Raw genomic sequence first — 23,842 nt, forward strand, 5'->3', positions numbered from 1 at the left:
GTTCCGAGATCAGGCTATCGGATCAGAGATTACTCGATGCCACGTCCCTTGCTGGCCGCGATACGCAGGCGCAGGGAGTTCAGCTTGATGAAGCCGGCAGCATCTTTCTGGTCGTAGGCGCCCGCATCGTCTTCGAAGGTCGCGATGGAGGCGTCGAACAGCGAGTCTTCGGACTGACGGCCGACGACGATCACGTTGCCCTTGTAGAGCTTGAGACGCACGACGCCGTTGACGACCTTCTGGGACTCATCGATGGCCGCCTGCAGCATGCGACGCTCCGGGCTCCACCAGTAGCCGTTGTACACCAGCTCGGCGTACTTCGGCATCATCTCGTCCTTCAGGTGAGCCGCTTCACGGTCCAGAGTGATGGATTCGATGGCACGGTGAGCACGCATCATGATGGTGCCGCCCGGTGTTTCGTAGCAGCCACGCGACTTCATGCCGACGTAACGGTTCTCGACGATGTCGAGACGGCCGATGCCGTTGGCGCCGCCGACTTTGTTCAGGTACTCGAGCACTTCGTGAGCGGCCATTTCCTTGCCGTCGATGGCAGTGATGTCGCCCTTGGTGTAGGTCAGATCGATGTAGGTCGCGTCATTCGGCGCCTGCTCCGGGCTGACGCTCCAGCGCCACATCTCTTCTTCGCACTCGGTCCACGGGTCTTCCAGCACGCCACCTTCATAGGAGATGTGCAGAAGGTTCGCGTCCATGGAGTACGGAGACTTCTTCTTGTTCTTGGCGTAGTCGACTTCGATACCGTGCTGCTCGCAGTATTCCATCAACTTCTCGCGGGAGTTCAGGTCCCACTCACGCCACGGCGCGATGACCTGGATGCCCGGCTTCAGCGCGTAGGCGCCCAGCTCGAAACGCACCTGGTCGTTGCCCTTGCCGGTCGCGCCGTGAGAGATGGCGTCGGCGCCGGTCTCGTTGGCGATCTCGACCAGACGACGCGCGATCAGCGGACGTGCGATGGAGGTGCCCAGCAGGTACTCGCCTTCATAGATGGCGTTGGCACGGAACATCGGGAAGACGTAATCGCGGACGAAGGTCTCGCGCAGGTCTTCGATGTAGATCTCCTTCACGCCGAGGGCTTCTGCCTTGGCACGCGCCGGCTCGACTTCCTCGCCCTGACCGAGGTCAGCTGTGAAAGTCACGACTTCACAGTTGTAGGTTTCCTGCAGCCACTTGACGATGACTGAAGTGTCCAGGCCGCCGGAGTAGGCGAGAACGACCTTTTGCACGTCGGACATGCTTGACTCCTGAGTTGATGCTTGTAGTTCCCGCGTACCACTGATGAACACCGTGGCCGCAGGTGGGGTTGGATCGCCCGGTCCAGACGAGCGAAGGCCGCGCAAGCGCAGCCGCTCATCTACCCGAATCACGATGTGACGCCGATTATAGCGAGGCTGGCACCTCACCGATACTGCCAGGAGGGCCAGAGACACCCCGGCACGCGGCCAGCGCCGCGACGCGCCCTTTTCGCCCTGCTACAATTGGCCACCTTGAGCGTCGGCAATATGCACGGCGCAGCACGAGATGCTATGACGGGATTGGAGATCTTGATGACCCAGGCGAGCGAGCGCACACAGATGGCACAGCGCTTCCGTGGCTTTCTGCCAGTGGTGGTCGACCTCGAGACGGGTGGTTTCAATGCCGCCGGTGATGCACTGCTCGAGATCGCTGCCGTCACGCTGACCATGGACGACGATGGCAACATGGTGCCGGATGCGACCTATGCCTTCCACGTGGCCCCCTTCGAGGGCGCCAACATCGAACAGTCGGCACTGGATTTCACCGGGATCGATCTCGACAACCCGGTGCGCAAGCAGGTCGCGGTGGCCGAGAATCAGGCGCTGGGCGAGATCTTCAGCCCGGTGCGCAAGGCCATCAAGGCGCACGGCTGCACACGTGCGGTGCTGGTCGGCCACAATGCGGCCTTCGATCAGGGCTTCCTGAACGCGGCGGTCGAGCGTTGCGGTATCAAGCGCAATCCGTTCCACCCGTTCTCGTGCTTCGATACCGCTTCGCTTGCGGGGCTGGTCTATGGCCAGACGGTACTGGCGCGCGCCTGCCGCGCCGCCGGCATCGAGTTCGACAACGCCTCCGCCCACTCGGCGCGTTATGACACCGAACGCACCGCGGAGCTGTTCTGCGCGATGGTCAACCGCTTCAAGGACCTGGGCGGCTGGGACCTGGCGATGAAGGAACAGGGCATGAATGATGAAGTGCCGGCCTCGCTCGATACGCCTGCGCCCTGACTGACGGATTTCTGACTGTCAGACACGAAAACGCCCCCGCAGCCAGGCTGCGGGGGCGTTTTTTCTGAACGGAATTGTTCGGGTCAAATCGACTCCGATCAGAAGATACCGATCACTCGGCTGACGCTTCCTGAGCGGCCTGCTTGATCAGCGGCTCCAGTTCGCCGTTCTGGTACATCTCGACCACGATGTCGCAACCGCCGACCAGTTCGCCGTTGACCCACAGCTGCGGGAAGGTCGGCCAGTTGGCGTATTTCGGCAGCTCGGCGCGGATGTCCGGGTTGTCGAGAATGTTGACGAAGGCGAAACGCTCGCCGCAGGACATGACGGCCTGCACGGTCTGCGCAGAGAAACCGCACTGCGGCAGCTGCGGAGTGCCCTTCATGTACAGGAGGATCGGGTTCTCGCCAATCTGCTTTTCGATCGATTCGATGGTAGTGCTCATGTGCAATCCTCGGACGGTGGGCGCAAGGCCCGTGAGTGTCATTCCCTCATTCTACTGGGGGTAAGCCATGAATTCAGCCCCCGATAGTGCCCGAGTTGTGGATTGCTGTCTGCAGCAGCGCGCATCGGCCCTGCAGCGCGCGCCATGGCCGCCTTGATAACGGCGTGAGCGTTGCACGCTCGTGCCGAGCTGGCTAGGATGGCTCTTTTGACAGGCAGCGCCATCCGGGCGCCGTGATCGTCGGCGACTTCCTTCCCTCCGACGCATGGCGCCCTTTTCGATGGCGCTGCCCGAGACCCTGACAGGAGCCCGCTCGATGGCCACCCGGCACTTTCTGACCCTGCTTGACCTTTCTCCGGAAGAACTCGACTACCTCATCCAGCGCGCCATCACCATCAAGGATGGGCTGAAGAAGGAAGGTCCGGTCTATACGCCGTTCGCCAACCGCACCCTGGCGATGATCTTCGAGAAGTCCTCCACGCGTACCCGCGTGTCCTTCGAGACGGCCATGGCCCAGTTCGGTGGCCATGCGCTGTTCCTGTCGCCGCGCGACACCCAGCTGGGCCGTGGCGAGCCGATCGGCGACACCGCGCGCGTACTCTCCGAGATGGTCGATGGCGTGATGATCCGCACCTTCGCCCACTCCGACATCGAAGCCTTCGCCGACGCCTCCAGCGTGCCGGTCATCAATGCACTGACCGATGACTATCATCCGTGCCAGCTGCTGGCCGACGTGATGACCTGGACCGAATGCCGCGGCTCCGTGAAGGGCAAGACAGCGGTCTGGATCGGCGATGGCAACAACATGTGCCATTCCTGGATCAACGCCGCGCGTCAGTTCGATTTCACTCTGCGCATCTGCTGCCCGGAAGGCTACGAGCCGGACAGCGAGATCGTCGCGGCGGCTGGCCAGCGCGTCAGCATCCATCGTGATCCGCAGGAAGCGGTCAAGGGTGCCGACCTGGTGACCACCGATGTCTGGGCCTCCATGGGCCAGGAAGAAGAGCAGCTCAAGCGTGAAGCCGACTTCGCCGGTTTCCAGGTCGATGAAGCCATGCTCGACAAGGCCGCCGACGACGTCATCTTCCTGCATTGCCTGCCGGCACACCGCGGCGAAGAGATCAGCATGGGTCTGCTGGATGACCCGCGCGCCGTCGTCTGGCAGGAAGCAGGCAACCGCCTGCACGCCCAGAAGGCACTGCTCGAGTTCCTGATGCTGGGTCGTCAGGACTGAGATCGTCCTGCCTGGCGCCGCCTGCATCCACGCAGGCGGCGCACGCGTATGCCCAAGCGAGACGGACACTCCTCTGCTCCGCTGCCTTCATCGCCATCCGGACTGACCTGCCATCATGCAACCGCTCCTTCAGATCGATTCGCTGGAATGTCGCTACGACACCACCGTCGTGACCCGCGACATCAATTTCTCCCTCAACAAGGGTGACATTGCCTGCCTGCTCGGCCCATCCGGCTGCGGCAAGACTACGCTGCTGCGCGCGATTGCCGGCTTCGAACCGGTCGCGGTGGGCGAGATTCGTCTCGAAGGCGAGGTGCTGTCCAGCGCGACTCATCTGACCGCACCGGAGCAGCGCCATGTCGGCATGGTCTTTCAGGATTACGCGCTGTTTCCCCATCTGAGCGTGGCGGACAACGTGGCCTTCGGCGTGCGCCGCATGAGCCGCGAAGCGCGCAATGACAAGGTGACGGAGCTGCTGACGCTGGTCGGCCTCGCCCATCTCGGCGAGCGCTTCCCGCATGAGCTGTCCGGTGGCCAGCAGCAGCGCGTGGCCCTGGCACGTGCGCTGGCACCGGAGCCGCGCATTCTGCTGCTCGATGAGCCGTTCTCGAATCTGGACGTGGAGCTGCGTCGTCAGCTGAGCCAGGAGGTGCGGCGGATTCTCAAGCACCTCGGCATCAGCGCGGTGCTGGTCACCCATGATCAGAATGAGGCTTTCGCGATGGCCGACCAGATCGGTGTGATCCACGGCGGTCATCTGCAGCAGTGGGACACGCCGTTCAATCTGTATCACGAACCCGCCACGCGCTTCGTCGCCAACTTCATCGGCCAGGGCTATTTCATCCCCGGTACGCTGAAGGACAACGAATGCGTGAGCACGGAGCTGGGCGTGATTCGCGGCAACCGTGCCTATCCGTATGCACCCGACACGCCGGTGGATGTGCTGCTGCGCCCGGATGACCTGGTGTTGGCCGAAGGAGATTCGGAAGCCACCGACCTCAAGGCGCGTGTGCTCAGCGCGACCTTCGCCGGTACCAGCACCCTCTACCGGCTGGCGCTGCCTTCCGGGCGGGAAGTCGAGGCGGCCTTCAACAGCCATCACGACTATCAGCCCGGCGAGCAGGTCATGCTGCGCATCCAGGCCGACCATCTGATCCTCTTCGAGCGTGTCGAGGAGAGTGAAGCGGTGCTCTAGCGCCCCACGCGCAGGATGATCGCCAGCCATGAAAAAACGGCCTCCTTTCGGATGGCCGTTTTTTCATGGCCCGCTCGTGGCGTGTCGCTATTTGAACTGACTCCATTGCTTGGGCGACTGCCCGTACAGACGCTTGAATTCGCGACTGAATTGCGAGGAGCTGACATAGCCCACGGCCATGGCCGCCTCGCTGACGGTCTTGCCAGTGGCGATCTGCATGGCGGCGGTATTGAGGCGCATGGACTTCACGAACTGGATCGGCGACATCGTGGTCGCCTGCTTGAACTTGCGGTGGAAGACGGCGCGGCTCATGCCGACCCGCCCGGCCATGTCGTCAATGCTGACCGGCTCATCCAGGCGGCTGGAGAGGTAATCGATTACCCGCGCGATCTCATTGCCCACGCCGAAGGCGCGCCGCGCCGACTCCCCCGCCTCGCCCTTCAGGACGGCGTAGTAAAGCTCCCGCAGCCGCCCTTCTCCCAATATCGCCGCCTCGGCGGGACTCTGTGCCACCTGCAGCAGTCGCAACAAGGCATCGCTGAAGGCGGCGTCCCAATGCGCCAGAGCAAGCCCCGGCGGTAGCGGACCCCTGCCCGGCTTGTGCACAAGCCCCGCGGCGCTTTCCATCTCGATGGCAAGCTCCGTCATCACCCGCGTGTCCAGCGAGAGGTAGACGCCCAATAGCGGTGTCTCTGGCGACGCCATGGGGGCGCCCGCCTCGACCGGCATCGAGATGGGACAGCACAGATACTGGCGGCTGTCATAGACATGCCGCTCGCCGTCCAGTATCGCCTCCTTGGCACCGCTGACGATCACCACCACGGCGGGCTCATAGATGGCCGGCGCGCAGCGCACGGGCTCCGTCATGCGAAAGAGCTGCACGCCCTTCACTGCGGTCTCTCGAATGCCTTCCTCGTGGGCGAGGCTCGCCACGAGGCGTGTGATCTCTTGTCTGCTCATGTCGCCAATCTAGCGCCAAGCCTGCCTCTCATCAATCCATTGAGATGATCAGGCAATTATTTTCAGACATTTCAGCCAATCATGAGCCTGGGTGAGATTTCTTGCCCATCTCCCTCAGCATTGGCAGACCCGAACACTGGCAGCTATATGGGTGAAATTGACAGGGACGAGCGGAAAGCCAAGCACAAAAAAACGGCCACCCCGAAGGATGACCGCTTTTTCAAGAATTCTGGTGGAGCCTAGCGGGATCGAACCGCTGACCTCAACACTGCCAGTGTTGCGCTCTCCCAGCTGAGCTAAGGCCCCGAATCAGACTGTCATTTCGCATGTCACTTGCAGGCAAGAAACACGTGAAACCGAGACAGACTTGTCGTGAATCATGGTGGAGCCTAGCGGGATCGAACCGCTGACCTCAACACTGCCAGTGTTGCGCTCTCCCAGCTGAGCTAAGGCCCCGTCTTCACGATGGAGCGCATGTTACAGAGCGACGAATACGTCGTCAACCTCTTATTTTTGCTGCGCTTTGTGGAGCGCATGAAGTCTCAGGATCACATCGCGAGGCACTGTTCTGCGAAGGGACTCGCTGACCGACTCACGGCCAATCACAGGGAGCAGGAAACACGCTAGCACTATATCAGTAGTGGTTATCCTGAACGCGACGCACTGGATGACAGGGCATCGACAAGCCCTTGCCCAATGGGTACATTGGATCCCGCATTCATTTCACTGCTTGTTGACATCTTTACTGGAGCCGCCTTGATCAAGGTTCTTGTCGCTGACGACCACCACCTGGTGCGTACCAGCATCGTCCGTACCATTGAGCTAGAGGATGGGCTCAAGGTGATTGCAGAAGCCTCGGATGGCGAAACCGCGATCAAACTCTGCCGTGAGCACAGCCCGGATATCGTGCTCATGGACATTCGCATGCCCGGCGTCGATGGCCTGGAAGCCACGCAGAAGATCGTGCGCAGCCTGCCCGACGTCAGAGTCATCGTGCTGACCGCCTACCTGGAAGAGTCCTTCGCCAAACGCCTGCTGGAAGCGGGAGCCTTCGGCTTCATCTCCAAGGGCACGCCCTTTGACGAGATGATTCGCGCCATCCATCAGGTGGCCGCTGGCGAACGCTATCTTTCCCCGGAAATCGCCCAGCGCCTGGTGTTCTCGGGCATGGACACCCAGCGCAGCAATCCCTTCGATCAGCTGTCGAGCCGAGAACTGCAGGTGGCGACGATGATCGTCAATTGCCATCGCGTCAGCGAGATCTCGGACCGCCTGCACCTGAGCCCGAAGACGGTCAATACCTACCGCTACCGCATCTTCGACAAGCTTGGCGTGACCAGCGATGTGGAGATGACGCATCTGGCCATGCGTCACCAGTTGCTGGATGACTACGTGCTGGATCGTCCTGACGAGGCCTGAGCAAGCACACCTTGCCAGCCCGTCACACACTGCAGGCCCGCGCTGCTCGTGACACTTCCGAGCAGCGCCGACAACGCCTCATGCAACGACGCCACCTTCCCCGGGTGGCGTCGTTGCATGAGGCGTTTCTGTCTGAGGCATTTCTGCCTGAGGCGTTCTTGAATGGCACGTCCTGACCGGCGCCGGTCATGACAGCAGGCATTGCAGCATGGCCCTGTTGCCCCCATGCCTGCGAGCAATCGCCCTTGTTTGATAGACTCGAGGCATCTCTGGATGAGGAACCTCATGGCCAAGCAGCACACTGACCCCACGATGACGGACACCACTTCTCAATCGCCCGAGAATGAGGAGCCGGCAGACACCGCCAGCCAGCCTGATGCCCAACCTGCCTCCTCAGCGAGTGCGCAGGCTGATAGCCGCGCACGCCGCGACGCCGCGCGTGTCTCCAGCCGCCTGATCACCAGCGACGCGAGCAGTGATCTTCTCGCGGGCGGCGAGGCAACCGGCTTCGATGCCCGCCATTTCCTCAAGCATGTCAGCGACGCGCCCGGTATCTACCGGATGCTGGATAGCGCAGGTGACGTGCTGTACGTGGGCAAGGCCAAGCGCCTCAAGGCGCGCCTCTCCAGCTATTTTCGCAATACCGGACTGAATGCCAAGACCCAGGCGCTGGTCGGGCGCATTGCCGATGTGCAGGTCACCATCACGCGCAGCGAGACCGAGGCCCTGCTGCTGGAGCAGACCCTGATCAAGGAGCTGCGCCCGCCCTACAACATCCTGCTGCGCGACGACAAGTCCTACCCTTACGTCTTCATCAGCCAGCATCACGACTACCCGGCGCTGGAGTTCAAGCGCGTGCGCCACAAGCGCAATGACGGACGCTACTTCGGCCCCTACCCGAGCAGCGTCGCGGTGCGCGAATCACTGACCCTGATGCAGAAGATCTTCCGCCTGCGCAATTGCGAGGATTCGGTGTTCGCCCACCGCGAGCGCCCGTGCCTGCAATATCAGATCAACCGCTGCACCGCGCCGTGTGTCGACTACATCAGCAAGCAGGATTATCGCCGCGACATGGAACATGCGGTGATGTGCCTGAACGGCCAGAGCGACAAGGTCACCGATGAGCTCAGCCAGGCGATGGAAGACGCGGCCATGCGGCTGGAATTCGAGGAAGCGGCCCGCCTGCGTGATCAGGTCGCCCAGCTGCGCCGCATGCAAGAGAAGCAATACGTTGATACCGGTACCGGCAACGCGGACATTCTGGCACTGGCCGAGCGCCCCGGCGGACTCTGCATCAGCGTGGTCTCGGTCCGTCAGGGTCGCATGCTCGGCGCGCGCCACTTCTCGCCCGGCAATGGTCTGGACCTGACCAGCACCGAGCTGCTGACCGGCTTCGTCAGCCAGTACTACCTCGGCCAGGACAGGGAGATGCCCGATGAGGTGCTGACCTCGCTGGCCCTCGAAGACGCCAATCTGCTGGAAGGCGCCTTGAGCGAGAAGGCCGAACGCCGGGTACGGGTCGCGCATCAGGTGCGTGGCCATCGCGCCCAGTGGCTGACACTGGCGCAGACCAACGCCGAGCAACATCTGGCCACCCAGCTGGCCAGCCGCCAGCAGCTGTCCAACCGCTTCCTGTCGCTGCGCGACGCGCTGGGACTCGATGAGGTGCCCAAGCGCCTGGAATGCTTCGACATCTCCCACAGTCATGGCGAGGCGACCGTGGCCAGCTGCGTGGTCTTCGATCATGACGGTCCGATCAAGTCGGATTACCGGCGCTTCAATATCGAAGGCGTGACGGCCGGCGATGACTACGCCGCCATGCAACAGGCACTGACGCGGCGCTTCAAGCGCCTGCAGGAAGGCGAAGGCAAACGCCCGGATATCCTGCTGGTCGATGGCGGCAAGGGGCAGCTCAACATGGCACGCGGGGTGTTCGAGTCACTCGGGGTGACCGATATCATCCTGCTCGGGGTAGCCAAGGGCACCACGCGCAAGGCGGGTCTCGAGACGCTGTTCATCGAGACGGTACATGACACCCTGGACCTCGACAGCCACTCACCGGCGCTGCACTTGATCCAGCATGTCCGCGATGAATCGCACCGCTTCGCCATCGCCGGTCACCGCGCCAAGCGTGACAAGGCGCGGCGTACCTCAAGCCTGGAGGGCATCGCGGGAGTCGGCCCCAAACGGCGCCGCGAGCTGCTCAAGTTCTTCGGCGGCCTGCAGGGGGTGAAACAGGCTTCCAAACCGGAACTGGCGCGTGTGCCCGGCATCAGCGAATCGCTCGCCGAGCTGATCCATCAAGCGCTGCATGGCTGACCCCGTGCACGACATGGCTGCCTCTGGCACCATCGACTCAACGCTCAAGGAAGAGTGACAGAGCGTTGGCTTGAATAACCTGCCGTTTGGCATGGCTGAATGCGTCGCCGGCAGGCTAGAATAGACGACTTGTGCGGCGCCGATCGATCGGCTTTCTTCAGGGGCTCGACTCGCCCTCGATTGCGCCCAGCCACCTACGCTTCATGCAAGGACTCGTGCCGTCACGATGAGCATCCCCAATATCCTGACTCTGATCCGCATCCTGTTCATTCCGCTGCTGGTGGTATGTTTCTACCTGCCTTATGCATGGAGCCTGCCGTTGACGGCGCTGCTCTTCGCACTGGCCGCCATCACCGACTGGTTCGATGGCTATCTGGCCCGACTGTGGAATCAGACCACGCCCTTCGGCGCCTTCCTGGACCCCGTCGCCGACAAGCTGATGGTCGCGGTGGCACTGGGCCTGCTGATCGAACGCTACGACAGCCTGTGGATGACCATCCCGAGCCTGGTCATCATCGGTCGCGAGATCGTCATCTCGGCGCTGCGTGAGTGGATGGCCGAGATCGGCAAGCGCGGCAGCGTCGCGGTGTCCTGGGTCGGCAAGCTGAAGACGGCCGCCCAGATGCTGGCCCTGTTCATGCTGCTGTTCTTCGCTCCGGGCAGTGTCGGGGGGGATGCCGGCCTGGCCCTGCTTTATATCTCGGCAGCGCTGACGCTGTGGTCGATGATCAGCTACCTGCGCGCCGCCTGGCCGGAACTGGTGCGCTCGGTCTGACCCCGCCATTCAGCCACGAGACGCTGCGAATGCCTCAACGCCCACCGCCCCTCAGGCCGGTGGGCGTTTTCGTTTCCAGCGACCTGACTCGCGAGACAATTTTTCATTAACTGTTTGACAGCATGGGAATTATCCGTATAATTCGACCTCGAGTTCAGCGGGAATAGCTCAGTGGTAGAGCACAACCTTGCCAAGGTTGGGGTCGCGAGTTCGAATCTCGTTTCCCGCTCCAGTAACACAGGTAGCGCAACTTCACCTGATTTACTGACTCATGTATCTACAGCAGCATCAGTGGATACTCCTCGGATCAGACATCAGTTTCGACTGACATCTCGATCATTGAGGCTGGATGGCAGAGTGGTCATGCAGCGGACTGCAACTCCGTGTACGCCGGTTCGATTCCGACTCCAGCCTCCATTTCAGATACCGAAACATCCCCTGTTTCCTTCTGGAATGGTTATGACACCTACCCCCTCAGGTCGTCAGAACTTCTCTTCTCTATCCTGTTTCACCGTTCGTCATTTCCTGTTTCGATTTTTTCGCTCCTCACCATTTCTCTCTGTCACTTTTACGCTAGCGCTTCATTGCTGATGTCGACATTGCTGCTTGCACGACGATGGCTTCCAAGACGAGGGCTTACATTGCCTGAACGACAGTCCGGGTATTTCGCACCTCATCCCTAGCTGTCCCACCATAGCGATATCACCACAAACCTTTTGCATAACAATCAGTTGAATCATGCGACAAACATCACTTCACGTGCATTAAAGTTGACCTTGATCTGAAATATGATAGATTACCCGCCAGTCTGCGCGGCCATGGTGGAATCGGTAGACACCGGAGACTTAAAATCTCCTGCCTTCGGGCGTGCCGGTTCGAGTCCGGCTGGCCGTACCAGATGCAAGATCACTACTGAATTCAAAAGCGCCGCTCCTCTCACGAGGGGCGGCGCTTTTTCATGTCTGATAAAACGTCGGAGGGACTGATATTCACCAGTACTGACTGCTATTTCTACAGCCCCTCTCTACAAGCCCTCTCTACAAGCCCTCTCTACAGATCATCTCCACAGATCCACTCCACAATCTGTCACCGCTGGCTTTCTTCACATGCGTTGTCCCCGGCCCTGGCTCTGGTCTCGAATCTGGCGACTCTCAAGACACCTTGATTGAATTATCCGCCTTTACCCCAAGGTCTAAGCTTTGCTGAATCAGAACCTGGCATGGTGACCTCGTGTTCTGCTGCTGCTCCCCTGCCATCAAAGACAGGCCACCAGAGACAGATCATCAGAGCCAGACCCTCCGCAGCAGCTCATCCACAGCAGATCATCAAAAGGACTGCCCATGCCCAGTGACTCACCCCGCCCTGCCGCCCAATTCATCGCATCACATGATGTGGCACAGGAAATCTGTCGCGAGGCATGCGAACACATTCACACCCTCTCGGCACCACGGATACTGGTATTGGCGATCCTGGGGGGTGCCTTCATCACCATGGGGGCACTGTTCTCGATCCTGCTTTCCACAGGTGTCGAGACGCATGGCCTGCAATTGCTGCTGCAGGGCGTCGGCTTCTCGGTGGGCTTCTTTCTCGTCATCCTGACCGGTGCCGCCCTGTTCACTGAAGCCAATGTCATCCTGCCGGTAAGTGCGCTCAACTGCTCGCGAAGTGACATGCTGCGTCGCGGCCTCAAGTTCTGGGTGCTGGCCTGGATCGGCAACCTGATCGGCACACTGCTGACCGGATGGGTCATCTCGCTGGCACAGGTCTACTCCCCGGAGCATTACCAGCTGCTGGAAAGCGTGGTGGCCAAGAAGATGCACTATCAGCAGGTAGGTGGCGCCGAAGGCTGGTTCTCATTGGTACTGTCGGGAATGCTGGGCAACTGGATGGTCGGCATGGCAGCGTTTCTGGCCGTGATGGGGCGCACCATCATCGACAAGTTCGTGCCCATCGTACTGGCCGTCAGCCTGTTCGTGGCGGGCAACTTCCAGCACAGCCCGGCCAACATGGCCTATTTCTCGATGATCATGCCGACAGGGGCAGGTCCCGGCTGGTGGGATGCCATGCGCTGGAACATCATACCCGCCGGCATCGGCAACCTGCTGGGTGGCAGCCTGCTGGTCGCCCTGCCGCTATGGTATGGCTTGCGCCCGCAGCGCAATGCCTGACTGGCTGATATCGCAATAGACAGCCACACTGGATTGTAGCGAAGGAGTATCGCTCTCCCTTCATCCATCGCCAGGAGCCCATCATGCTGACATTGCTCAAGAGCCCCGCCGATCATGTTGTGGCATTACATCTGGACGGCAGTATCGACCAGGCAGCACTCACTCCCGTCATCAAGGAATGCGACGAACGCCTGGCACGTCACGATCGCATCTCGCTGCTGGTGGAAATCGAGCGCTTCGGGTTGATCACTCCGGCCGCCCTGCTCAATGACATCGGCTATGCCCTGCGCCACCTGGGAGACTTCGAGCGCGAAGCCATCATCAGCAAGGCAGACTGGCTGCGCCATGTCACCGAGTTCAGCAAGCACCTGGTGCGCTCCATCGAGGTTCGCCACTTTTCGCCCGACGAGCGCGAGGCCGCCTATGCCTGGGTTGCCGAACCACCACGCGGTGGCTCTGGTATCGGTGATGGCATTGATAGCCGCCCCACTGGCGGTGACACCCAGCCCCCAGCTGCGAAACGCCAGCAGGTCTGAAGCACCCGCCACTGAGTGAACCACCAAAGCACCCTGCCCGCGTCTCATGGCAGGGTGCGTGTCAGCACCAATCCTGCCAGCAGCATCGTCCCCATCGCCACTGCCCAGAGCGTCATCGCGCGCTCCACTTGCGGACGCTCTGCACAGCGCAGCAACTGGAAGACCGTGATCAAGGGCAGCATGTAGCGCGTCTCGATCAGCTCGCGCGTGCAGATCATCAAGGCGAGCATTACCAGCAACAGGCCACCATGCCCCAACCGCAGCGGTGCTCTCAGCCACCAGAGCGCCATGCTGGTGGTCAGCAACATGGTGACCCACAGCCCCGCCGGGTGCTCCTTGAGCCATAACAGCCAGATATTGCGGATCGTCCAGCGCTGGAAATTGTAGTCATGCGTCACCTCAAAGCTCACCACCAGCATGACCCACACGCCTGCCAGCGTCCCCAGCAGCAGAAAGCCTCGCCACGGCCAGTCGCCCTGGGTGCACAGACGGCGCAGCAGATGCCACTGGCGCGGCAAGTCAGCCAACCACAACGGCAGAAACACCACGCCGATCACGCCCAGGTAATAGCCGAGATTGCCGGTGTGCCAACCGGCCTGATGACGGGTGGTATCGCCCATGGCAATGCCGCCGTTCCAGACGACAAACCCGATGAAGGCGGTCACCGGAATCACGGCCACCCACCACCAGTGCGCGATCAGGCCCCACCAGACCGAGAGCTGGCGCAATGGCGAGCGCAGCGGTGGCGCCATGCCGACAGCCTGCGACTGAGCCCCTGATTGCATATGCGTCATGAACAGCAACAGACCACCCCACAGCCCGAGCAGCACGATGCTGTCCTGTCGCAAGCCGAGGCCGGCCAGGATCAACACCAGCAACGCCAGACGCCGCTCACGCACCAGCGCGACGAGCTGCAGCGCGACCAGCACGATGATCCACGGGTCGGTATACACCAGCGCCAGATAGGGGAAGATGATCGGCAGCCATAGCCACTGCCAGCTCTGACGATTCGCCTGTTGCTGGGCGTCGCTCTCATCGAGCATGGGGTCCAGGCGCCGATAGACGCTCGGCAGCGCCCGCCAGACGATGAATGCCATGGCACTGAACCCCAGCAGAGACAGACCCCGCACCCAGTTCACCGAGGGCATTTCAGGCCAGCGCCCGGCCATGGCATCACCCGCCAGAGGAAGATTGAGCCACTCCCCCAACGTCTGGAGCGCCATCAGCACCACCGCCATGCTGGCGTGATATAGCGTCAGGGTGGTCAGCTTGGGGTGCTGGCTCCAGTCGCCGGCGAGAAACTGGCGAATCTGCGCGAAATGCACTCCCTCATCGATGAAAGGGATCGGCAGGCAAAGGCTCACCAGCCACAGGGAAACGCTCAGGCACGCTCCCAATGCAACCAACGCCAACCCTACCTTCAAGGGCCAACGATGCCTGGCACGCGCGTATCCCATGCGCTGATCGAGTGACGACATATCCTTGTCTCCTTGTCAGACCTCCCCTGAGAAAGCCGTTCACGGCCCTCTCCAAAGGGAAATCCCGTGTCACCAGTATCGGCAGGCCGGCGCGGATTTTTCCAGTCTGGCCATGCACTTTGCCCCTCCAAGGCTCGCGGCAGTACAATGCGCTCAGTCTGCTTCGTTGATGCGCCTGTAAAAGGCGTGCCGAAGACCTGCCTGTTCATGCTTCGCGACTGCGAAGCGTACCGATCAAAGCGACAAGTCGAGGGATCGCTGAGCCCATGCGTGCCAGTCAACTGCTGATTTCCACTCTCAAGGAAACCCCGTCCGACGCCGAAGTCGTCAGCCACCAGCTGATGCTGCGGGCCGGTTTCATCCGTCGCCTGACCTCCGGCCTCTACACCTGGATGCCACTGGGCCTGCGCACACTGCGCAAGGTCGAGCGCATCGTGCGTGAAGAGATGGACCGCTCCGGTGCCCAGGAGCTGCTGATGCCCGCCGTGCAGCCAGCCGAGCTGTGGCAGGAATCCGGTCGCTGGGAGCAGTACGGCCCCGAGCTGCTGCGCCTCGTTGACCGTCACCAGCGCGACTACTGTGTCGGCCCGACCCACGAGGAAGTCATCACCGACCTCGCGCGTCGTGAGCTGAACAGCTACAAGCAGCTGCCGGCCAACTTCTACCAGGTCCAGACCAAGTTCCGCGACGAGATTCGTCCGCGCTTCGGTGTGATGCGCTCGCGCGAGTTCGTGATGAAGGATGGTTACTCCTTCCACCTGGGCGAAGAATCCCTGAAAGAGACCTATCAGGTGATGTACGACACCTACGTGCGCATCTTCACGCGCCTGGGTCTCGACTTCCGTCCCGTCATCGCCGACAACGGCTCCATCGGTGGCACCGGCTCCCACGAATTCCACGTGCTGGCCGCCTCCGGTGAAGACGCCATCGCCTTCTCCACTGGCTCCGATTTCGCCGCCAACATCGAGAAGTGTGAAGCGCTGCCGGCACCGCTGGGCGAGACGCCTGAGCGCGCGGCACCGACCCAGGAGATGCAGCTGGTCGACACGCCGAACGCCAAGACCATCGCCGCACTGGTCGAGCAGCACGGTCTGGACATCGAGAAGACCGTCAAGACGCTGATCGTCAAGGCGGCCGAAGGCGTCGAAGGTGGTCTGATCGCACTGATGGTGCGTGGCGACCACGAGCTGAACGAGATCAAGGCCGAGCACCTGCCCCAGGTCGCCGAGCCGCTGACCATGGCCAGCGACGAAGAAGTGCGTGCCGCCGTCGGTGCCGGCTTCGGCTCCCTCGGCCCGGTCGGCCTCGAGATGCCGATCATCATCGACCGCAGCGTCGCCCTGATGAGCGATTTCGGTGCCGGTGCCAACATCGAAGGCAAGCACCACTTCGGCCTCAACTGGGAGCGCGACCTGCCACTGCCGGAAATCGCCGACATCCGCAACGTCGTCGCCGGTGATCCGTCGCCGGATGGCCAGGGCGTGATCGACATCGCGCGCGGTATCGAGGTGGGTCATATCTTCCAGCTCGGCACCAAGTACTCCGAAGCCATGAACGCCACCGTGCTCGACGAGAACGGCAAGGCACAGCCGCTGTCCATGGGCTGCTACGGTATCGGCGTGACCCGCGTGGTCGCCGCCGCCATCGAGCAGGGCAACGACAAGGGCGGCATCGTGCTGCCGGAAGCCATCGCGCCCTTCCAGGTCGCCATCGTGCCGATGAATGCTCACAAGTCCGTGCGTGTCAGCGAGACGGCCGAGCGTGTCTATCAGGAGCTGACCGCTGCCGGTTACGACGTGCTGCTGGATGATCGTGATCTGCGCCCGGGCAACAAGTTCGCCGACGGCGAGCTGCTGGGCATTCCGCACCGCCTGGTGATCGGTGATCGCGGTCTCGACAATGGCGAGTACGAGTACAAGGGTCGCACCGATGCGGAAGCGACCATGATCGCCGTCGACAGCCTGCTGGACTTCCTGGCCGAGCGCAGCGCTAGCTGAACTCAAGCAGCCTGAGCCACTCGCTCACGGCTGACGCCATCGCAGCACCCAGGACAGCCCGCCCCTCTTCTTGAGGGGCGGGCTGTCTCGTTTTAGGCCTTCACTTGACACCCCATTACCGTCAACGCCGCGGTAACGGCATAATGGCGCCATGACTGATACGCAGGGACTGCGCATGACCATCTCATCGACTTCCCCTTCAGTGCCGCCCGTGAAAGGCGCTGAAGGAGATACATCACACCGCCGTCTGCGCCCGTGGCTGGCCGCTGTTCTGTTGACGTTCGGCGCCGCGTCTGCCGGATTGACAAGCCCCCCGGTGCAGGCCGCCGCCGCGATCCCCGAGCACGGACTGTCGCCGGGGCTGCGTGACAGCCTGCGCGAAGCCCTGGCCGAGCCCGAGGCCTTCGAGGACCCCATCGATGCCCTGCATTGGGTATTGAGCATGCAGCAGCGTCTGGAACGCTACATGCCGGACCGAGCTGCGCGTATCGACCTGCTGCGCAAGGTACGCCGCGAAGCCACACGCACAGGTCTGGCACCGGAGCTGATCCTGTCCGTCATCCAGGTCGAGAGCGCCTTCAAACCCACCGCGGTCTCCCACGCCGGGGCGCGCGGCCTGATGCAGGTCATGCCGTTCTGGAAGCGTGAGATCGGCGAGCCCAGTGACGATCTGCTCGATCAGGACACCAGCCTGCGTTACGGCGCCACCATCCTTGCCCACTATCTCAAACGCGAGAAAGGCGACATCACCGATGCGCTGGCGCGCTACAACGGCAGCCTCGGCAAGACCTGGTACCCGGAGCGGGTGATGCGTGCCTGGACAACCCGCTGGTGGTATCAAGCGCCGGCGCCCTTCGTCGCCGAACGCTCGCCCGAAGGCCTTGCCGACACCACCGACGAAGATCTTGCCAAAACTGCCAACGAAGGTGCGTCACGCCGCACCGAGGCCAGCAACACTGAGCCCGGCCTCGAACAAAGTGGTGGTGTTGAGCAAGGTGAGGGTATCGAGCAACATACCGGCGCTGCGCAAGGCCAGGAGCCGCTCGCTGCCGAAGATACCTTCGACGGCCCTGCCAACCGCTCGCTGGCCGCCGGTGGCAGTCCCTGACAACCCTGACACGCCCGAAAGCAGGTGATGACGGCAGCTGTCGACGAGAAAAGCAGCAGACACGAAAAAGCCTCGCCCGGAACACCGGGCGAGGCTTCTTGCTTACCGCTTGCGATCAATCCCGCTGATCGTCAGACCAGAGTCGGGCCTGCCGCGATGATCGCCTCATCCACGCCGGCGAACTTCTTGAAGTTCTCGACGAACTTGGCTGACAGGTCACGCGCCTTGCTGTCGTAAGCGGCGCGGTCTTCCCAGGTCTCACGCGGATCGAGCAGGCTGGAGTCGACGCCCGGCACGCGCACCGGCACATCCAGGTTGAGCACGTCGATGTGACGCGTCTCGATATCTGCCAGCGCACCGTTCTGGATCGCGCTGATGATGCCGCGCGTGGTCGGGATGGAGAAGCGTGAGCCGCCCTCACCGTAGGAGCCACCGGTCCAGCCGGTGTTGACCAGGTAGACGCGTGAGCCGAACGCCTCGATGCGCTTGATCAGCAGGTCGGCGTATTCACGTGCCGGACGCGGGAAGAACGGCGCGCCGAAGCAGGTGGAGAAGGTGGCTTCGAGACCGGCGGTGGAGCCCATCTCGGTGGAGCCGACCTTGGCGGTGTAGCCGGACAGGAAGTGATAGGCAGCAGCCTGCTTGCTGAGCACGGACACCGGCGGCAACACGCCGGACATGTCGCAGGTCAGGAAGACGATGGCATTCGGCTCGCCGGCACGGTTTTCCGGCACGCGCTTCTCGATGTGCTCCAGCGGGTAGGCGGCACGCGAGTTCTGGCTCAGACGGTCATCGCCGTAATCGGCGCCACGACGGTCATCCAGCACCACGTTTTCCAGCACGGCACCGAACTTGATCGCGTTCCAGATCACCGGCTCGTTCTTCTCGGACAGGTCGATGCACTTGGCGTAGCAGCCGCCTTCGATGTTGAAGACGGTGCCTTCGCCCCAGCCATGCTCGTCATCACCGATCAGGTAACGCGCCGGGTCGGCGGACAGGGTGGTCTTGCCGGTGCCGGACAGGCCGAAGAACAGCGTGGTCTCGCCGTCATCACCGACGTTGGCGGAGCAGTGCATCGGCAGCACGTCCTTTTCCGGTAGCAGGAAGTTCTGCACCGAGAACATGGCCTTCTTCATCTCACCGGCATAACGCATGCCCGCCAGCAGGACGCGACGACGCGCGAAGTTGATCAGCACGACGCCGTCGGAGTTGGTGCCATCACGCTCAGGCTCGCAGGTGAAATGCGGCGCGTTGAGGATGGTCCACTCGCTCTTGTCCTTGGCATTGAAGCTGTCCGGACGCACGAACATGGTACGCGCGAACAGGTTGTGCCAGGCCGTCTCGGTAGTCACGCGGATCGGCAGGTAGTGCTCGAGGTCTGCACCGACATGCAGCTCGGAGACGAAGCTGTCGCGCTCGCCGAGATAGTCCTCGACGCGCTCCCACAGGGCGTCGAAACGCTCCGGGCTGAACGGGCGATTGACGCTGCCCCAGTCGATGGCGTCCGAGGTGGACGGCTCGTCGACGATGAAGCGGTCGTTCGGGGAGCGTCCGCTACGCGCTCCCGTCTCCACGACCAGCGCGCCGTTGTCGGCCAGACGTCCTTCGCCGCGAGCCACTGCCAGCTCGATCAGCTCTGCGCTGCTGAGATTGGTGTGAGTGGTCACCGCACTGTCTTGATGCTTGCTCATTCGCGTCTCCGCGGCTCAGGGCCGCCCTCTCTCTTGATGGCTGAAGCCAGATGCCCGAGGTACATGCCACAGGCTTATTTTGTGATCGATCGTTGCTGCCCGATCGCGCATGACGGCATGCCATGACACCGTCGATACCACCAGCACAGGGCATCCGGCCCTGTGCTGGCAAGGCATTATGGCAAAAAGGGTGTCGGGCGGAAACGCCCATTGTTGCAACACTTTGGCGCAGGCGCCGTCGTCTGACGGACGACGATATGTCAGACAATCATCATCCCCGTGGCCAGTCGTCGGCGCGTCGGAAAATGCTCAATGCACGACGGGGCTTTCGGCGTCAGGATCCTCGATGATCGCTTCCACTTCCGCGGCACTGAAGGAATAGCGGGTATGGCAGAAGTGACACTGGGTGGCCAGCTCGCCCTGCTCGGCGACGATCTGACGCAACTCGTCGGCGGCGATGCTGTGCAGGGCGGCGCCCAGACGCTCGCGCGAACAGGTGCAGCCGAAACGCAGCGCCTTGGGCTCATAGATGCGCACGGTTTCTTCGTGATAGAGACGATGCAACACTTCCTGCTGATCCAGCGTCAGCAGCTCCTCGGCCTTGAGGGTCTCGGCCAGGTGCACGACGCGCTCCCAGGCATCCGGGTCCTTGTTGGCGTCATCGTTGGGCAGCTGCTGCAGCATCACGCCGCCAGTGCGCTTGCCATCGGCCATCAGCCACAGCCGGGTCGGCAGCTGCTCTGACTGGCTGAAGTAGCTCTCCAGGCAGCCGGCGAGGCTGTCCTGATCGATGGCCACGATGCCCTGATAGCGCTTGCCTTCACGCGGGTCGAGGGTGATCACGATCTGACCCTGGCCAACCAGCTCCTGCAGGCTGGACTCTTCCGTCGGCAACACCGCTTCATCGCTGAGGCGTGCGATGGCGCGCAGCTCGCCGCCGGGGTTCGACTCGGCCATCAGCTGGCGCACGATACCGGTACCGCGCACTTCCAGCGTCATGGTGCCATCGAGCTTGATGGTCTCGGTCAGCAGCGCCACGGCCGCCAGCATCTCACCCAGCTGGCGCGAGATGGCCTGCGGGTAGGAGTGACGATCGAGCACCTCGGCGTAGGCCTTGTCGAGTGTGACGATCTCGCCACGCACGTTGGTGGCATCGAACAGGAAGCGCTGGATCTGATCGAAGCTCGGCGCGGCCGCATCGTCAGTGGAATGGGAGTCTTGCATGTCGTGTTCGCTCATTGAGGGACCTCAAGGCAGGCGTGAAGGGAGAGCGCACAAGCGCCCCACGTCAGGCCGCCAACAACGATGTGCTGACACACATCGGCATGGAAATTGTGCCGGTCGGTGCCAAGGCACCCGGCGGTGACTCGCGCTGGTTCAGCTATCGGCATCCTGGCGCTGGAAGCGATGGATGTTGCGACGCTGTTTCTTGTCAGGACGGCCGGGAGGAGGCGTCATGCCCTGATTGCCGAGGCGACGCGTCTCGGCCTCACGCTCACGGCGCTCGCGGGACTCCTGCGTCTCCTGATAGAGCTTCTGGGCCTCGGGCGCGCCACGGCGCTGGTCGCTGAGGGCGAGCACCTCGACGACGAGGCGATCCCAGCCCTGCGGCACCTCGATCACGGCGCCGACCTCGACGGTCTTGGAGGTTTTCACCTTGCCGCCGTTGTACTGGATCTTGCCGCCTTCGATGGCCTTCTTGGCCATGCCACGCGTCTTGAAGAAGCGCGCCGCCCACAACCACTTGTCGATACGTACCTGATCGCTCATGACGCCTCCTTGCCCTCCCCGTCGCTCGAGGCTCCGGCATTGGCCACCTCAGAGCCCGCACCCTCGGTCAGCTCCGCAAAGCCGTCCAGGCCGTGCACACGCTCGAAATCACGCGCAGGGCGTTTCGAATCCGGCTGTCGCACGCCCAGCAGATGGGCAATGCCATAGGTGTGGGCACTTTCCAGCACCTGGGGATTGTCATCGATGAACAGGGTACGCGCCGGATCGAAGGGCTCGATCTCGTTGAGCTTGTGCCAGAAGGCCTGCTCTTCCTTGGCGTGGCCCAGATCCGCGGACGACACCACGGCGTCGAAGTAGTCGCCCATGCCGGTCAGCGCGAACTTGAGATCGATGCCATGACGGTCGGCGTTGGTCGCCAGCACCACGCGTTGCGGCTGATCGCGCAGCCAGGCGAGGAAGTCCTCGGCCTCATGGCGATAGCCGATCAGATGCTGCACTTCACGCTTCAGGGCGACGACGTCGAGCTCGAGCTCACGGCTCCAGTAATCGAGGCTGTACCAGTTGAGCGTGCCGGACTCGCTGATGATGCGCGCCTTGAGATCGGCCTGCAGCGCCTCATCGAGGCGGTGCAGCTCGCAATAGCGCCTGGGCAGGTGTTCGAGCCAGAAGTGGCTGTCGAAGTGAAGGTCAAGCAGAGTGCCGTCCATGTCCAACAGCACGGTGTCGATAGTGTTCCAGTCAAGCATCGGGTTCTGTCAGCCAGAGGGAAATTTGGCCTCATAGTGTAAAGCATGGCCCACGGGCGCGCATGTGCAACGAGGGGTGATGGCGGCTTGTGATTGCCCCGCTCGCGGCGGCCTGCCACGATGAGCGACAGTGTTCTCTCTTCTCACACTGCCTCGCGAGGACTTGCGATGGATGATGCGCCAGATACCGTTCACCCGACCATGAGTCATGCAGGCGACAGCCACACGCTGACGCCACCGCGGATCGACTCACGCCACGAGGTCGCCCGCTCGCGCCTGTTCGCCGTCGAAGCGCTGGAATTGACCTTCTCCAATGGCGCCACCCGCAGCTTCGAGCGCCTCAAGAGCGGCGGTCATGGCGCGGTGATGATCGTCGCCATGCCCGACCCCGACCATGTGCTGCTGATCCGCGAATATGCCGCTGGCCCTGAGCAATATGTGCTGACCCTGCCCAAGGGGCTGATCGACCCGGGCGAGGACCCGGTGACCGCCGCCAATCGCGAATTGATGGAAGAATGTGGCTATGGCGCACACAACATCGAACCCCTGGCCGAACTGAGCCTGGCGCCCAACTACATGGATCACCGCATGAACGTGATGCTGGCGCGCGATCTGTTCGAAAAGCGCCTGCCGGGGGATGAGCCGGAACCGCTGGTCGTCGAGCGCCACCGCCTCGATGAACTGCCGGCGCTGCTGGCACGCGAGGACTTCCACGAGGCACGCGCGATCGCGGCGCTGTTCATGGCACGCGAACGCCTGCTGGCCGGGGAAGACACCTACAGCCCGCGCTGGTGGTAAGGGCTTGATGGCAGGCACCGATGACAGGTACTGGCCTCAAGTATCCAAGAGCCCAGCCCACCTCATTCCCGCCCTGAACTCCCTGCCTTTTCATGCTTCACTACGACGACAAGCCCCCGCCAATGGCGGGGGCTTGTCGTTTCACTCGCGATGCACTCAAGCAAGTCGTGCTGGCAACTCGTTCAGGCACCGCAAGATCCATTGCGGGTCTGGCCCGAGACCAGACCGTCAAGACATGCTTATTCAGTCTTCATGCTGCCATCGGCGGTATTGGCCGAACCGGATTCCGGGCTGACGCCCATGTGGTCTTCGCCCTTGTCCATCACCTTGCCGTGCTTGGCGGACTCGGACTGTGCAGTACCGCCTTCCACCATCATGGAATCCTTCTTGGTGTTGGCAGAGCCACTCTCGGTGTTGCGTTCGGCGTCGTCATGCACCTTGCCATCTTCATGACCCGCAGCAGTGCCGCCTTCTACCATGGTGGAATGAGCGCCGGTATTGGCGGAACCGGTGTTGCTGGATTCGTGGTGCTCGGCATAGGCAGCAGTGGTCGGCAGTGCCAGGGCAGTCGCGAAAAGTGCAGCAGTCAGCTTGTTCATGATCCATCCTCCAGTAGCGGTCTGTTGCAAGAGACGAGCAGATGATTCGCTCGGCCGTTGCCGGTAAGCCTTCAAGAATCCCGAGACTGGATGTCTCGAGCTCCAGGCTCCACAAGACGCGTTCATCCTATCTCAGCGACGTCTTGTGGTACTGCGTCAAATCCTTGCGGCGCATGGTTCAAACACCCTTGAGCGTCGGCTACTTTGTAGAGCAATCTTCAAAACCGTCACCAGAGTTGTACCCGAACCTGCTGGTGTCACTCTTGACGAAAGCGCCAATCTGCCGAGGCGTGTTGCGTCACATGCGCCCTGGTGCCTAAAGATATGGAACTACAGGGCCAGACTTTCAAGCTGAGAAGGGAAAGAAAAATATCTTTCTTCCCGA

Annotated in this window: 20 protein-coding genes and 5 tRNA genes; 14 read left to right on the top strand and 11 right to left on the bottom strand. The window is 62.1% G+C overall.

Going from position 1 to position 23,842, the window contains the following annotated elements:
* Positions 1–29: 29 nt before the first annotated feature.
* Positions 30–1,295 (bottom strand): argininosuccinate synthase, encoded by a 1,266-nt coding sequence (locus F8A90_RS12870; RefSeq protein WP_225348161.1) that lies wholly within the window; start codon positions 1,293–1,295, stop codon positions 30–32.
* Positions 1,296–1,562: 267 nt separating this feature from the next.
* Here F8A90_RS12870 and rnt point away from each other — a divergent pair, with 267 nt between their 5' ends.
* A complete protein-coding gene (rnt, locus tag F8A90_RS12875) occupies positions 1,563–2,258 on the top strand; it encodes a ribonuclease T (protein WP_166018797.1) in 696 nt (231 codons plus the stop codon).
* A gap of 112 nt (positions 2,259–2,370) precedes the next feature.
* Here the strand turns inward: rnt and grxD are convergent, their stop codons facing one another.
* The gene (gene grxD, locus F8A90_RS12880) at positions 2,371–2,703 is read right to left on the bottom strand and encodes a Grx4 family monothiol glutaredoxin (RefSeq protein WP_166018798.1); all 333 of its coding nucleotides are present in this window, start codon (positions 2,701–2,703) and stop codon (positions 2,371–2,373) included.
* Between the two features lie 316 nt (positions 2,704–3,019).
* Between grxD and argF the strand changes: the two genes are divergently transcribed.
* Positions 3,020–3,937, top strand: coding sequence for an ornithine carbamoyltransferase (gene argF, locus F8A90_RS12885; RefSeq protein WP_200017399.1), 918 nt, complete (start codon positions 3,020–3,022; stop codon positions 3,935–3,937).
* 115 nt (positions 3,938–4,052) lie between these two features.
* Positions 4,053–5,132, top strand: coding sequence for an ABC transporter ATP-binding protein (locus F8A90_RS12890; RefSeq protein ID WP_200017400.1), 1,080 nt, complete (start codon positions 4,053–4,055; stop codon positions 5,130–5,132).
* A gap of 87 nt (positions 5,133–5,219) precedes the next feature.
* Here the strand turns inward: F8A90_RS12890 and F8A90_RS12895 are convergent, their stop codons facing one another.
* The 3 genes from F8A90_RS12895 to F8A90_RS12905 form a co-directional block, all read right to left on the bottom strand.
* Positions 5,220–6,092 carry an AraC family transcriptional regulator gene (locus F8A90_RS12895; protein WP_200017401.1) on the bottom strand — a complete coding sequence of 291 codons (873 nt, stop codon included), beginning with the start codon at positions 6,090–6,092 and terminating at the stop codon, positions 5,220–5,222.
* 230 nt (positions 6,093–6,322) lie between these two features.
* A tRNA-Ala gene (locus F8A90_RS12900) sits at positions 6,323–6,398 on the bottom strand.
* 74 nt (positions 6,399–6,472) lie between these two features.
* Positions 6,473–6,548 (bottom strand) — tRNA-Ala (locus F8A90_RS12905).
* A gap of 300 nt (positions 6,549–6,848) precedes the next feature.
* On the opposite strand from F8A90_RS12905, the gene uvrY reads away from it, so the two are divergent.
* The 8 genes from uvrY (at position 6,849) to F8A90_RS12945 (ending at position 13,309) form a co-directional block, all read left to right on the top strand.
* Positions 6,849–7,511, top strand: coding sequence for a UvrY/SirA/GacA family response regulator transcription factor (uvrY, locus tag F8A90_RS12910; RefSeq protein WP_043331360.1), 663 nt, complete (start codon positions 6,849–6,851; stop codon positions 7,509–7,511).
* Between the two features lie 285 nt (positions 7,512–7,796).
* Positions 7,797–9,830: an excinuclease ABC subunit UvrC gene (uvrC, locus tag F8A90_RS12915; protein ID WP_267906747.1), complete on the top strand. Its 2,034-nt coding sequence runs from the start codon at positions 7,797–7,799 to the stop codon at positions 9,828–9,830.
* Between the two features lie 226 nt (positions 9,831–10,056).
* Positions 10,057–10,605 carry a CDP-diacylglycerol--glycerol-3-phosphate 3-phosphatidyltransferase gene (pgsA, locus tag F8A90_RS12920; protein ID WP_043331361.1) on the top strand — a complete coding sequence of 183 codons (549 nt, stop codon included), beginning with the start codon at positions 10,057–10,059 and terminating at the stop codon, positions 10,603–10,605.
* A gap of 157 nt (positions 10,606–10,762) precedes the next feature.
* A tRNA-Gly gene (locus F8A90_RS12925) sits at positions 10,763–10,837 on the top strand.
* Positions 10,838–10,948: 111 nt separating this feature from the next.
* Positions 10,949–11,022: transfer RNA gene (locus tag F8A90_RS12930), tRNA-Cys, on the top strand.
* A gap of 395 nt (positions 11,023–11,417) precedes the next feature.
* A tRNA-Leu gene (locus F8A90_RS12935) sits at positions 11,418–11,502 on the top strand.
* A gap of 443 nt (positions 11,503–11,945) precedes the next feature.
* Entirely contained in the window at positions 11,946–12,773 is an 828-nt protein-coding gene (locus F8A90_RS12940) for a formate/nitrite transporter family protein (protein ID WP_200017402.1), read from the top strand.
* A gap of 83 nt (positions 12,774–12,856) precedes the next feature.
* The gene (locus tag F8A90_RS12945) at positions 12,857–13,309 is read left to right on the top strand and encodes an STAS/SEC14 domain-containing protein (RefSeq protein WP_200017403.1); all 453 of its coding nucleotides are present in this window, start codon (positions 12,857–12,859) and stop codon (positions 13,307–13,309) included.
* A gap of 44 nt (positions 13,310–13,353) precedes the next feature.
* Here the strand turns inward: F8A90_RS12945 and F8A90_RS12950 are convergent, their stop codons facing one another.
* Positions 13,354–14,787 (bottom strand): hypothetical protein, encoded by a 1,434-nt coding sequence (locus F8A90_RS12950; RefSeq protein ID WP_200017404.1) that lies wholly within the window; start codon positions 14,785–14,787, stop codon positions 13,354–13,356.
* A gap of 266 nt (positions 14,788–15,053) precedes the next feature.
* Between F8A90_RS12950 and F8A90_RS12955 the strand changes: the two genes are divergently transcribed.
* On the top strand, positions 15,054–16,784 hold the full coding sequence (locus F8A90_RS12955) for a proline--tRNA ligase (RefSeq protein ID WP_200017405.1): 1,731 nt from the start codon (positions 15,054–15,056) through the stop codon (positions 16,782–16,784).
* Between the two features lie 301 nt (positions 16,785–17,085).
* Positions 17,086–17,892 (top strand): lytic transglycosylase domain-containing protein, encoded by an 807-nt coding sequence (locus F8A90_RS17715; RefSeq protein ID WP_325096921.1) that lies wholly within the window; start codon positions 17,086–17,088, stop codon positions 17,890–17,892.
* 131 nt (positions 17,893–18,023) lie between these two features.
* On the opposite strand, the gene F8A90_RS12965 is transcribed toward F8A90_RS17715, so the two are convergent.
* The 4 genes from F8A90_RS12965 to yrfG form a co-directional block, all read right to left on the bottom strand.
* Entirely contained in the window at positions 18,024–19,583 is a 1,560-nt protein-coding gene (locus tag F8A90_RS12965) for a phosphoenolpyruvate carboxykinase (protein ID WP_166018807.1), read from the bottom strand.
* A gap of 309 nt (positions 19,584–19,892) precedes the next feature.
* Positions 19,893–20,807, bottom strand: coding sequence for an Hsp33 family molecular chaperone HslO (hslO, locus tag F8A90_RS12970; protein WP_052384283.1), 915 nt, complete (start codon positions 20,805–20,807; stop codon positions 19,893–19,895).
* Positions 20,808–20,960: 153 nt separating this feature from the next.
* Positions 20,961–21,353 (bottom strand): RNA-binding S4 domain-containing protein, encoded by a 393-nt coding sequence (locus F8A90_RS12975; protein WP_043331366.1) that lies wholly within the window; start codon positions 21,351–21,353, stop codon positions 20,961–20,963.
* Positions 21,350–22,060, bottom strand: coding sequence for a GMP/IMP nucleotidase (gene yrfG / locus F8A90_RS12980; RefSeq protein WP_200017407.1), 711 nt, complete (start codon positions 22,058–22,060; stop codon positions 21,350–21,352). The genes F8A90_RS12975 and yrfG overlap by 4 nt, the downstream gene beginning before the upstream one ends.
* A gap of 201 nt (positions 22,061–22,261) precedes the next feature.
* Here yrfG and nudE point away from each other — a divergent pair, with 201 nt between their 5' ends.
* Positions 22,262–22,858, top strand: coding sequence for an ADP compounds hydrolase NudE (gene nudE / locus F8A90_RS12985; RefSeq protein ID WP_200020029.1), 597 nt, complete (start codon positions 22,262–22,264; stop codon positions 22,856–22,858).
* A gap of 239 nt (positions 22,859–23,097) precedes the next feature.
* On the opposite strand, the gene F8A90_RS12990 is transcribed toward nudE, so the two are convergent.
* Positions 23,098–23,457 (bottom strand): hypothetical protein, encoded by a 360-nt coding sequence (locus F8A90_RS12990; RefSeq protein ID WP_200017408.1) that lies wholly within the window; start codon positions 23,455–23,457, stop codon positions 23,098–23,100.
* Positions 23,458–23,842: the final 385 nt, after the last annotated feature.

It is taken from the genome of Cobetia sp. cqz5-12, from assembly GCF_016495405.1.
Lineage (GTDB): Bacteria > Pseudomonadota > Gammaproteobacteria > Pseudomonadales > Halomonadaceae > Cobetia.